Here is an 11,640-nt window from a genome sequence, read left to right as displayed (position 1 = left end):
GCCCAGTATGGCCGAGCCGCCGATGGAGACGGCGATGGAGATGCTGAAGGCAAAGCCCAGCAGCATGGTGATGAGCAGGGTGAGGGACATGGTGTGGCTTCCGTGTTCTTGTTGTTCTGGGTTACTGCGCGGTGCTCAACTCGTCGTCGTGTGGGTCGAGGTGGTGGGCGATGACGGCCACCAGGCCCAGGAAGGCGCCCACGGGCAGCGCGGCATAGCCCCAGCCCATGGAGAGTTCCATGCTGGCGAAGGTCTGAAAGCGCACGCGCCAGACGAGGTCAATGCCGAAGTACAGCACCACGCTGAGGAAGGCGAGGTTGACGCTGGTGATGATGGTGCGCACGGTGTTGCGCCAGGCGCCCTTGGACAGGCGCAGCATCAGATCGACCGAGACCAGGGCGCCTTGGCGGAAAGCGGCGACAACGCCCAGCATGACCATCCAGATCAGCAGACGGCGCATGGACTCTTCCGTCCAGGTGGAGGGCTGGGAGAGCACAAAACGGCTGGTCACCTGCCACATGCCAAGGGAGGCAATGACGGCCAGCAGCACGCAGGCGAGGGACAGGCAGGCACCGGTGAGCACGCGGTCCAGCCTGAGAAACATTTTTTTCATGGCAGATTTCCAGCTATTGCCAATCAGGCAACGCGTTAGGGGGCTTCAAACCAAGGACACTGCGGGTCCGGCTCCGCCGGCCCGCAGGTGTCGCCCCCTGGGGGGTGACGGCGCCTTAGCGCCGGCGCGGGGGGATCACTTCACCGCTTGGATGGCGGCAATCTTGTCGGCGCCAAACTCTTTGGCGTAACCCGCGTAGGCCGGAGCCACGGCCTTGCGGAAGCTGTCACCGTTGACTTGTTTGACCACCTGCATGCCTTCTTTTTCCAGTTGGGCAATGCCGTTGTTCTCGTCGTCGTTGACCTTTTTGCGCTGAGCAGCAGCGCCCTTTTTGGCGGCGTCGGAAAACACCTTCTTGTCGGCAGCAGACAGCTTGTTCCACACGGCAGGAGAGATGATCAACGCGGCGGGCGAGTACACGTGGCCGGTCAGCGACAGGTGCTTTTGCACTTGCGAGAACTTGGACGACAGGATGACGGGGATCGGGTTCTCCTGGCCATCGACCGTGCCTTGCTGCAGCGCGGTGAACAGCTCAGGGAAGGGCATCGGGGTGGGCAGGATGCCGAAGGTCTTGTAGCCGTCCATGTGCACCTTGTTCTCCATGGTGCGCATCTTCAGACCGTTGGCATCGGTCGCCTGGTTGATGGCGCGCTTGCTGTTGGTCATGTGGCGGAAACCGTTTTCGGTCCAGGCCAGGTTGATCAGGCCCTTGGCTTCCATCTTCTTCTGCAGGTCCTGGCCGATGGGGCCATCCATCACCTTGCGGGCGTGGTCGTAGTCACGGAACAAGAACGGAATGTCCACGATCTTGACTTCGGGCACGAAGTTGCCCAGCGGGCCGGTGGAGGTGTTCACGATGTCCTGGGTGCCCAGCTGCACGGCCTCGATCTGCTCGCGTTCACCGCCCAGTGCGGAGTTGGGGAACTGCTGGCACTTGTAGCGGCCTTGTGTGCCCTTTTCCATTTCTTCGCAGAACACGGTGGAACCCACGCCGTAGTGCGAGGCCTGCGAGGTGGCGTACCCGATTTTCAGCACGGTTTGTGCTTGTGCGCCGGTGGCGGCGAGCAACGCGGCCAGGGCCAGGGGTTTGATCAGAGCTTTCATGGGGAGGTCTCCTTGTGGTTGGGAACGGGAACGGGAACGGGAAATGTAAAAGCTTTGTGTGAAGCTTCAGGCCAGGCCCAGTCGCGCACGCGCGGCGGGCAGGGTCACGGCAGCCGGGTTGTCGGCCACGTACTGGCGCAACACGCTGGCAAAGTCGGCATCGGCCTTCAGGCCGAGGCGGGCGGTGCGCTGGCTTTCAAAACGTGCCGGCCAGGCCGAAACGATGCGCGCCACGGCCTCGTCGGGGCGGTGGGTGATGAGGGCCATGGCCGCAGGGCCGGCCAGATCTTCCAGGGCCAACAGCATCTCGCGCACGCTGACCGTGAGGGCAGGCAGGTTGATCGCAGTGCGGCCGCCAAACGCCTCGCGGCTGGCTTCCATCACGGCCACAATGCCGGCTACGGTGTTGGCGGGCGAGGAGAGGGCCACCTGCGAATCCAGTGCCACGGGGTTGTTGCTGGCTTGTCCAGCCAGAGGCTCACGGAACAGCCCGGAGAGAAAGCCGGAGGCCGCACCATTGGGGCGGCCAGGGCGCACCGAAACGGTCATGAGCCGCGCCGCGCGGCCGTCGATGAAGCCTTTTCGGGTGTAGTCGGCCACCAGCTGTTCGCACACAAATTTGTGGATGCCGTAGCTGGACTGTGGCGTGGGCAGGGTGTTGTCGTGCACCACGTCGGGCAAGGGCAGGGCAGGGTCGCTGCCGAACACGGCCACCGAGCTGGAGAAGAAGAAGCGCGCCACGCCCTGGCCGGCTTCGGCTTGCGCGCGGCAGGCGTCGAGCAGTCGGCGGGTGGTGTCGAGGTTGGCGTGCAGACCGAGGTCGAAGTTGGCTTCGCACTCGCCCGACACGGCCGACGCGAGGTGGAAGATGGCGTCCCACGGCTCGGCCATCAGCGCTGGGATTTGTGCCAGCAGGTCGCCGGTGTGGGTGCGCACGCGGGCGTCGCCGGTGAGTGTGGTGTCGCGTGGCGCCACCAGATCGGCGAGCATGAGCTGCGTGATGGGCTGGCCGGCCAAGCTGCCGCGCTGCAGCAGGGTGTGCGCCAGGCGCGAGCCCAGGAAGCCGGCGCCGCCGGTGATGAGGACTTTCATGTGCGGTCTTTCTGAGACGTTTTCTTGGAAGCCAGGTAGGCGCGCAGCCAGCCCAGACCGGCGCTGGTGCCCGCCTTGGGGCGGTACTCGCAGCCAATGAAACCGCCGTAGCCCAGTTGGTCGAGGTGATCGAACAGGTGCGGGAAGTTGACCTCGCCGCTGTCGGGCTCGTGGCGCTCGGGCACACCGGCAATCTGGATGTGGCCCACGCCGGCCCAGTGTTTTTCGAGGCGGCGGGTGAGGTCACCTTCCATGATCTGGCAGTGGTAGAAGTCCATCTGCACCTTCAGGTTGGGTGCGCCCACCTCGGCCAGCACGTCGTGCGCCTGCTGCTGCCAGTTGAGGAAGTAGCCGGGCATGTCGCGGCTGTTGATGGGCTCGATGAGCAGGGTGATGCCCAGCGGCGCCAGCTTGGCCGCTGCCCAACGCAGGTTGGCCACGTAGGTGGCGCGCATCGCCTGCGTGTCGGCACCGGCGGGCATCAGGCCGGCCATGGCGTGCAGTTTTTTGCAGCCGGTGGCCTGGGCGTAGGCGATGGCGGTGTCCACCGAGGCCGCGAATTCGGCTTCGCGCCCGGGCAGGCAGGCCATGCCGCGTTCGCCGGCCGCCCAGTCGCCAGGGGGCAGGTTGAACAGGGCTTGGGTCAGGCCGTGCGCTTGCAGGCGCTGAGCAATCTCGGCGGGGGTGTGTTCGTAGGGAAAGAGGTACTCCACCGCCTCGAAACCGTCTTGGGCGGCGGCCGCAAAACGGTCGAGGAAGGGCACCTCGGTGTACATCATTGAAAGGTTGGCGGCAAAGCGTGGCATGGCTTGTTTTTGGGTTACCAGGGCGCGTTGAACTGGGCGCGCAGGTCGTTGATCTGGGTGTCGGTCAGGGGCGTCGGACGGCGTTCCGAGAGCAGCCACAGCCGGGCCGTTTCTTCCAGCTCCTCCAGCAGCGCCATGGCACTGGACGGGTTGGTGTGCCACACCGTGGGGCCGAGGCGCTCCAGGATCACGGCGCGGATGGGACGCTCGGCCTGTTGGATGGTGGCGGCGACCGCGTCGGCCGCCGAGGCCGAGCCGGGCACGTCGTAGGGAATCAGTGGCACATGGCCCACCTTCATCACCTGGTAGGGGGTGATGGGCGGCAGGATGTCGTCCTCGCGCCACACGCCTTGCAGGGTGAGCGCCACCAGATGGGTGGAGTGGGTGTGCAGCACACACCGCGCCTCGGGCGCGGCGGCGTAGATGCGGCGGTGCAGTTGCAGGGTTTTGCTGGCACGCGCGCCGCCAAGCTGTTCGCCGCTGTCGCTCACCCAGGCCAGTTGTTCGGCGTCCAGGAAGCCCAGACAGGCGTCGGTGGGGGTGATGAGGAAACCACCGCCTTCGTCAGCGCCCAGGCGCACGCTGATGTTGCCGGCCGTGGAATGCACGTAGCCACGCTGGAACAGCGAGGCGCCCACGCGCACGATCTCGGCCCGCACGCGGGCCTGGGCTGGCGGCACCATGGCTGGGCTCACAAGGCCACCCCCGCTTGTTGCAGGGCCTGCGCAAAAAAGTCGGGGCCACCGAAGTTGCCAGACTTGAGCGCGAGCAGCATGGGCTCGCCGTTGCCGGGCAGGGCGGCCTGGGTCCAGGGCACGCCGGGGCAGATGGGCGCACCGATGCGCAGTTGTGCCACCTGCAAGGCCTGCACCACGGCGCCCGATGTTTCACCACCGGCCACCACCAGGCGGCGCACACCAGCAGCGACAAGACCTTGCGCGATGTGCGCCAGAGCATGTTCCACCAACTCACCGGCGGCCAACACGCCGAGTGCGGCTTGCACGGCTTTCACGCTCTCGGGCGCAGCGGTGGCGTAGACCAGCACCGGGCCTTGCGCCAGCGCCGCACGGGCTTGGGCCAGCACGCCTGTGGCGGTTTGTGTGCCTTGGTGGAGCGCCAGCGGGTCGATGTGCAAGGCTGTGCGGCCAGTGGCACGCCACACGGCCACCTGGGCATTGGTGGCTTCGGAGCAAGAGCCGGAGAGCACGGCAGCAGGGCCGCTCACGCTGTCCAGCATGGCTGCGCTGTCGCTGGGCGTGAACCAGCCGCGCCGCGCGTAGGCTGGTGGCAGGCCCAGGGCCACGCCGGATCCGGCTGTCAGCAGCGGCAGCTCAGCGCAGGTCTCGCCTACGGTCAGAAGGTCGCTGTTGTTCACCGCGTCTGCTACGGCGATACGCACGCCTTCAGCACGCAAGGCCGCGACGCGTTCGCCTGCGCTGGCCGCATTACCGAGGTGGTCGTAGCGCAGCAAACCCACTTTGTGGGCGGTCTGGGCCTGCAGCACGCGCACCAGGTTGGCGTCCGTCATGGGCGTGAGCGGGTGGTTGCGCATGCCCGAGTCGCTGAGCAACTGGTCGCCCACAAACAGGTGGCCACGGAAAACGGTGCGGCCGTTTTCGGGGAAGGCCGGGCAGGCGATCGTGAAGTCGGTGCCCAGGGCATTCATCAGCGCGTCGGTGACGGGGCCGATGTTGCCTTCGGCGGTGGAGTCGAAGGTGGAGCAGTATTTGAAGTAGATCTGCCGTGCGCCGCCGGCCTGCAAGGCCTTGAGCGCGGCCAGACTCTGGGCCACCGCGTCGGCGGGGGCGATGGTGCGGGTCTTGAGCGCGATGACCACCGCATCGGCCTCGGGCAGATCGCCCTCGGGCACACCCAGCACCTGCACCGTGCGCATGCCGGCACGCACCAGCATGCTGGCGACGTCGGTGGCGCCGGTGAAATCGTCTGCGATGACGCCCAGGATCATGCTGCTTCCTTCGCCGTGGGCAATTCCAGCCCGGCCAGTTGGGCGTAGTACTTGACCACGGCCGAGTCGTCTTCACCGCCCAGGCCCATGGCGGCGGTCGACAGGTAGAGCTGGTGCGCGGTGGCGGCCAGGGGCAGCGGGAATTTGAGCGCGCGCGCAGCGTCCAGCACGATCCCTAAGTCCTTCACGAAGATGTTGACGGCCGACAGCGGCGTGTAGTCGCCATCCAGAATGTGGGGCACGCGGTTCTCGAACATCCAGCTCATGCCAGCGCTGTTGCAGATCACCTCGTAGAGCTGGCGTGGGTCGGCACCGGCCTTGATGCCGAGCGCCATGGCCTCGCAGGCGGTGGCGATGTGCACACCGGCCAGGTGCTGGTTGACCATCTTCACGGTGGACCCCACACCGGCCGCATCGCCCAGGCGGTAGACCTTGCCCGCAAAGGCGTTCAGCAGCTCGCCCGCAGCGGCAAAGGCTTCGGGCTTGCCGGATGCCATCACCGTCATCTGGCCCGCAGCGGCCTTCTTGGCGCCACCCGACACCGGGCCGTCGATCAGGAATACACCGTGCTCGGCCAGGCGCGCTTCCCATTGGGGCGGCAGGGCCGGGTCCACCGTGGCAGACGTCACGACCACTGCGCCTTTTTTCAGCAGCGGCGCGATGCCCTGTGCGCCAAACAAGACGTCTTCGGTTTGTGCGGCGTTGACCACCAGCACCAGCACCACGTCGCAATGCGGCGCCAGTTCAGCAGCGCTGGCGACGGCGCGGCCACCGGCCTGCTCGAAGGCGGCGCGGGCTTCCGCGCGGGGATCGCAGCCCCAGGTGGGCACGCCGTTGCGCAGCGCCGAGAGTGCAGCGCCCATGCCCATGGAGCCGAGGCCGATCACGCCCAGTGTGGGCGCGGAGGGGGAAGTCATGTGTTGTCCTTGTCTTGGGGTTGGGCCAGCAGCGCATCCAGTGCCCGCCGTATGGGCGGTGCAGCGTGTTCGATGCGGTGTGCGGCGTTGCTCATGTGGCGCATGGCCGCCTCGCGGGCGGCGGGCACGTCGCCGCGCATCACGGCGGCGGCGATGGCGCGGTGTTCTTCGCGCACCTGCACCATGTACTCGCTGTCCATGGCTTCATTGGTGCGGGTCACACGCATGGCGTCGCGCTGGTACTGCTCCAGAAAACCCAGCAGGCGTTCGAACTGCGGGTTGTCGGTGGCGCGCGCGATGCTGCGGTGGAATTCGAGATCGGCCTCCACACCTTCGGCGCCGTGGGGCGGGCAGGCTTCGAGCGTGGCCAGTGCCGCGCCGATGGCACGGGCCTTGTCGGGGGTGATGCGAGCGGCCGCCAGGGCGGCCACGTCGGCCTCCAGCCCCCGGCGCACCTCCACCACGTGCAGCACGGCTTCCATGGAATGCAACACGGTGGGGTCGAAGGCGAGGGCGCGTGCCTGGGTGCGGGGCGCCACAAACACGCCGGCGCCTTGGCGCGACGTCAACATGCCCACTGATTTGAGCCGACTCACGGCTTCGCGCACCACGGTGCGGGACACGCCGTATTGCTCCGACAGCTTCTGCTCGGTCGGCAGGCGCTCGTCGGGCGCAAGTTCACCCGATTCGATGCGCTGCATGAGCAGACCTGCCAGCTTGTCGGTCAGGCGCTCGGGCGCTTGCAAGGGTTCGATGGCGGCGCCGCTCAGGTTCATGGGCGAGCGATATTTTGTCGGGTCATAGGGTCATCATACAAATTTGAGAAACCCAATCGCCTCATGGTTTACCCGAGGTTTATACGGTGCGGCGCCCGAAGTGGGTGCGCGGCAGACGCGTCAGGGGGTGCCTGTTGCGGACTGCCCCACGGTCTCAAACCAGTCGCCGTGGTCGCGCAGCCAGGCGTCTGCGCGCGGGGTGGTCTGGTGGTCGGGGTGAAAATCGGCGCGGAAGTAGGCGCACCACGGGCGCCAGCCCAGGCGCAGCAAGCCGTGTTGGCCCAACAGCAAGCGCCAGCCGCTGCGCAACGTGCGCCAGCGCCACAGTTGCCCATCCCGATGCAAGTTGAGCAGGGTCTGGCGCGCCACATCGCTGAGAAAAAACACCGTCACCCGACGCATCCAGCGCCTGCGCCAGCGCTCGTTTCCTCCCAACGCGCGGTACACATCGAAGGCGGTGGACTTGTGCTCCAGTTCTTCGGCGCTGTGCCATTGCCACAAGGCTTTCAGTCGTGGCTCGGTATGGGTGAACAGGGTCGGGTGGCTCAGCACCCAATCGGCAAAGAGGGCGGTGAAATGTTCGTTGGCTGCGGTGATGGCCAAGGCATGGCGGGTATCGAGCCCTTGCAGTTGACGCACCCTTGCTTGCGCGCGTGCCTCCCAGGCGTTGTGCAAACCCTGCGCCTGGAGGTGGCGGTTGAAGCGCGTGTGCAGGTGGCGGTGGGTGGCCTCCTGGCCCAAAAAACCCTGGACTTCGGCTTGCAAGGCCTTGGCCTGATCGGCTGGCAAGGCGGCGACACCGGCACGCACCGCGTCGATGAAAAACTGCTCGCCAAAAGGAAAGCTCATCGACAAGGCGTTGAAAAAGGCGCTTTGCAACGCATCCCCATCGCACCAATGGCGGGGCAAGGGCGTGTCCAGGTCCACCCGCAGGCGGCGGACCGTGGGCACCGGGTGGCGGGGCGGGGTATGCATGTGGCGCAGGTGGTGCTTGAAGGCGGGCTCAGGCGCTGGCCGCCTGCAACGAAACCACGCGGTTGCGCCCGGCCTGTTTGGCTTGGTACATGGCCTGATCGGCGCGGTGGAGCGCGTTTTCGGGCGCTTCACCCGGGTGGCACATGACCAGTCCGATGCTCACGGTCAGGCCCACCGGCCCTTTGTCGGTCATCAGCGGCTGGGCGGCCACCAGCGAGCGCAGGCGCTCTGACACCCGCTGTGCATCCTCGCGTTGGGTGTGGGGCAGAAAAATGGCGAACTCCTCACCCCCCATGCGGCCCATCACGTCGTGTTTGCGCAGGCAGCCCTCGGTCACGGCCACAAAATGCCGCAGCGCCAGATCGCCGACCTTGTGTCCGTGCCGGTCGTTGATCTGCTTGAAGTGGTCCAGGTCAACGAGCAGAACCGGCAAGGCCGACTGCGTGCGGTGGGCCAGACTGCCGGCCTTCTCCAGCAGCGACAGAAAGGCTCGGCGGTTGAAGACGCCGGTGAGAAAGTCCTTTTCGGCCACCCGGCGCAGTTCCTGCGTCACGTGTTCGTTGACCAGCATCAGGGTGCCAAAAGCCATCAGGATCAGCGCCACGGTGGACTCCAGGATGATGAAGTGCGAGAGCTGCGAGGCGATGTCGGGTGCGCCGTCCACCGTGCTGCCGAGCTTGAACAACCAGGGGCGCAGCAGCAGGAACGCACCGTGCAAGCCGTAGGCCAGCGAGATCAAGCGCCGCGCAGGCAGCACACCGATGCCGTTTTGTTTGAAGGTGCGGGCGCTGGCCAGGTACAGCGCGCCAGAAATGGTGCTTCCGAGCAACACGCGCAGGCCCACGTTGGGCTGGAGGACGGTGAAATAGAAGGCAATGCCCCCCGTCAGCAGCGCCCCCGCCACCGGCACGGCCATGGGAAGGGGTGCCTGCCCGACGAAGGCGCGGGCGCCGGCCAGGCTGCAATAGGCGGTGGCAAATATGCAGACGAAGGTGCTGACCACCGGCAGCGCGCTGTGAAGGCCTTCGGTGCCACTGTCTCGCCCCAGCAGCAGGGCCGCCACGCCAAAACCGAACAGGTAGGACAAGGTCCAGGCCTGGAGGCCGGGAATGTTGCGGTTGAAGCGCCAGACGGCAAACATCACGGCACACATGATGGCCATGAGGAGGGCGGTCACGATCAGCAGGGTGGGGCTGTGCACAGTGTGAGGGCTGCTCAAACGAGGGTGGAGGGGTTCTGGTCAGCCGGCAATGTTAGGGCTTCTTTGACCTTCTCCCCACAAAAAAACGGGCGACCCGATAGCGCCGGGTCGCCCGCCAGGGTCAGGGGGAGGCTCAGACCGTCAGCAGCGGAACGATGAGCAAGGCCACGATGTTGATGATCTTGATCAGCGGGTTGACGGCGGGGCCGGCGGTGTCTTTGTAGGGGTCGCCCACGGTGTCACCCGTGACGGCGGCCTTGTGCGCCTCGCTGCCCTTGCCGCCGTGGTGGCCGTCTTCAATGTACTTCTTGGCGTTGTCCCAGGCACCGCCACCGGTGCACATGGAAATGGCCACAAACAGGCCGGTGACGATGGTGCCCATGAGCAGGCCGCCCAGGGCCTTGGGGCCGAGCAGCAGGCCGACCGCGATCGGCACCACCACCGGCAACAGCGACGGGATCATCATTTCCTTGATGGCGGCCTTGGTTAGCATGTCCACGGCCACGCCGTATTCGGGCTTGGCGGTGCCTTCCATGATGCCCTTGATCTCGCGGAACTGGCGGCGCACCTCCACCACCACCGAGCCAGCCGCGCGGCCCACCGCTTCCATGGCCATGGCGCCAAACAGGTAGGGAATCAGGCCGCCAATGAACAGGCCGACGATGACCATGGGATCGCTCAGATCGAAGCTGATTTTGTGGCCGTAGGTTTCCAGCTTGTGGGTGTAGTCGGCGAACAGCACCAGCGACGCCAGCCCCGCCGAACCGATGGCGTAGCCCTTGGTCACGGCCTTCGTGGTGTTGCCCACGGCGTCCAGCGGGTCGGTGATGTCGCGCACGCTGCTGGGCAGTTCGGCCATTTCAGCGATGCCGCCGGCGTTGTCGGTGATGGGGCCGTAGGCGTCGAGCGCCACCACAATGCCGGCCATGCTCAGCATGGCCGTGGCGGCGATGGCGATGCCGTACAGACCTGCCAACTGGTAGCTCACCAGGATGGCGATACACACAAACACCACCGGCCAGGCGGTGGAGCGCATGGAAACCCCCAGGCCGGCAATGATGTTGGTGCCGTGGCCCGTGGTGGAGGCTTGTGCGATGTGTTGCACCGGCTTGTACTGCGTGCCGGTGTAGAACTCGGTGATCCACACCAGCGCGGCGGTCAGGATGAGGCCGACAGCGCAGGCGCCAAACAGCTTCATGTGTGTGCCGGCGCCCAGGGCGTCGGCTGGCATCACCGTGATGGTGACAAAGTAGAAGGCGATCAGCGACAACACGCCAGCCACCGCCAAACCCTTGTAGAGCGCCGGCATCACGTTTTTCATGCCCGGCGTGGCCTTGACCACAAAGCAGCCGATGATGGACGCGATGATGGACACGCCGCCCAGCACCAGCGGGTAGAGCACGGCCTGCATGGGCGCGGCGGCCACCATCAAGGCGCCGAGCACCATGGTCGCGATCAATGTCACCGCGTAGGTCTCGAACAGGTCGGCCGCCATGCCGGCGCAGTCGCCCACGTTGTCGCCCACGTTGTCGGCAATCACCGCCGGGTTACGCGGGTCGTCCTCAGGGATGCCGGCCTCCACCTTGCCCACCAGGTCGGCGCCCACGTCGGCGCCCTTGGTGAAGATGCCGCCGCCCAGGCGCGCAAAGATGGAAATGAGCGAGGAACCAAAGGCGAAGCCGATCAGCGGGTTGAGCATCTTGGCCAGGTTGGACGCCGGGTTGAGGTTGCCATTGCCGACCAGAAACCAGAAGAAACCGGCCACACCAAACAGGCCCAAGCCCACCACCAGCATGCCGGTGATGGCGCCACCGCGAAAGGCCACGTCCAGCGCCGGGCCGATGCCGCGCGTGGCGGCCTGGGCGGTGCGCACGTTGGCGCGCACAGAGATGTTCATGCCGATGAAGCCACAGGCGCCCGACAAAACCGCGCCGAGCACAAAGCCCACGGCGGTCTGACCGTCCAGGAAAACGCCAATCAGCACCGCCAGCACCACACCCACGATGCCAATCGTTTTGTATTGCCGGGCCAGGTAGGCGGCGGCGCCGGCCTGGATGGCGCCCGCAATTTCCTGCATGCGGGCGTTGCCCGCGTCCTGAGAAAGAATCCAGCTGCGTGACCACAAACCGTAGACCACAGCCACCAACGCGCACACAAGCGCAAAAATCAGCGCGGATTGACCAACCATAA

Annotated in this window: 11 protein-coding genes; all 11 read right to left on the bottom strand. The window is 66.1% G+C overall.

Going from position 1 to position 11,640, the window contains the following annotated elements; translation table 11 throughout:
• Nucleotides 1–121 precede the first annotated feature (121 nt).
• Nucleotides 122–613, bottom strand: a complete 492-nt coding sequence (locus ACFQPB_RS17980; RefSeq protein ID WP_382226245.1) for a TRAP transporter small permease — start codon at nt 611–613, stop codon at nt 122–124.
• Between the two features lie 135 nt (nt 614–748).
• On the bottom strand, nt 749–1,717 hold the full coding sequence (locus ACFQPB_RS17975; protein ID WP_382226243.1) for a TRAP transporter substrate-binding protein: 969 nt from the start codon (nt 1,715–1,717) through the stop codon (nt 749–751).
• Between the two features lie 66 nt (nt 1,718–1,783).
• Nucleotides 1,784–2,809: a D-erythronate dehydrogenase gene (denD, locus tag ACFQPB_RS17970; RefSeq protein ID WP_382226241.1), complete on the bottom strand. Its 1,026-nt coding sequence runs from the start codon at nt 2,807–2,809 to the stop codon at nt 1,784–1,786.
• Nucleotides 2,806–3,615, bottom strand: coding sequence for a 2-oxo-tetronate isomerase (gene otnI, locus ACFQPB_RS17965; protein WP_382226238.1), 810 nt, complete (start codon nt 3,613–3,615; stop codon nt 2,806–2,808). Before otnI ends, denD begins: the two co-directional genes overlap by 4 nt.
• Before the next feature lie 14 nt (nt 3,616–3,629).
• Nucleotides 3,630–4,298 (bottom strand): class II aldolase/adducin family protein, encoded by a 669-nt coding sequence (locus ACFQPB_RS17960; RefSeq protein WP_382226236.1) that lies wholly within the window; start codon nt 4,296–4,298, stop codon nt 3,630–3,632.
• 8 nt (nt 4,299–4,306) lie between these two features.
• A complete protein-coding gene (otnK, locus tag ACFQPB_RS17955; RefSeq protein WP_382226234.1) occupies nt 4,307–5,581 on the bottom strand; it encodes a 3-oxo-tetronate kinase in 1,275 nt (424 codons plus the stop codon).
• Nucleotides 5,578–6,498, bottom strand: coding sequence for an L-threonate dehydrogenase (gene ltnD / locus ACFQPB_RS17950; protein ID WP_382203757.1), 921 nt, complete (start codon nt 6,496–6,498; stop codon nt 5,578–5,580). The genes otnK and ltnD overlap by 4 nt, the downstream gene beginning before the upstream one ends.
• On the bottom strand, nt 6,495–7,274 hold the full coding sequence (locus ACFQPB_RS17945; RefSeq protein ID WP_382203759.1) for a FadR/GntR family transcriptional regulator: 780 nt from the start codon (nt 7,272–7,274) through the stop codon (nt 6,495–6,497). The genes ltnD and ACFQPB_RS17945 overlap by 4 nt, the downstream gene beginning before the upstream one ends.
• 120 nt (nt 7,275–7,394) lie before the next feature.
• On the bottom strand, nt 7,395–8,249 hold the full coding sequence (locus tag ACFQPB_RS17940; protein ID WP_382226232.1) for a metal-dependent hydrolase: 855 nt from the start codon (nt 8,247–8,249) through the stop codon (nt 7,395–7,397).
• A 28-nt stretch (nt 8,250–8,277) separates the two neighbouring features.
• Nucleotides 8,278–9,450 (bottom strand): GGDEF domain-containing protein, encoded by a 1,173-nt coding sequence (locus tag ACFQPB_RS17935; protein ID WP_382226229.1) that lies wholly within the window; start codon nt 9,448–9,450, stop codon nt 8,278–8,280.
• 133 nt (nt 9,451–9,583) lie between these two features.
• Nucleotides 9,584–11,638 (bottom strand): sodium-translocating pyrophosphatase, encoded by a 2,055-nt coding sequence (locus ACFQPB_RS17930; protein WP_382203765.1) that lies wholly within the window; start codon nt 11,636–11,638, stop codon nt 9,584–9,586.
• Nucleotides 11,639–11,640 lie beyond the last annotated feature (2 nt).

It is taken from the genome of Hydrogenophaga atypica, assembly GCF_042665215.1.
Taxonomy (GTDB): Bacteria; Pseudomonadota; Gammaproteobacteria; order Burkholderiales; family Burkholderiaceae_C; genus Hydrogenophaga; species Hydrogenophaga defluvii_A.
This window is presented reverse-complemented; position numbering and strand designations above follow the sequence as displayed.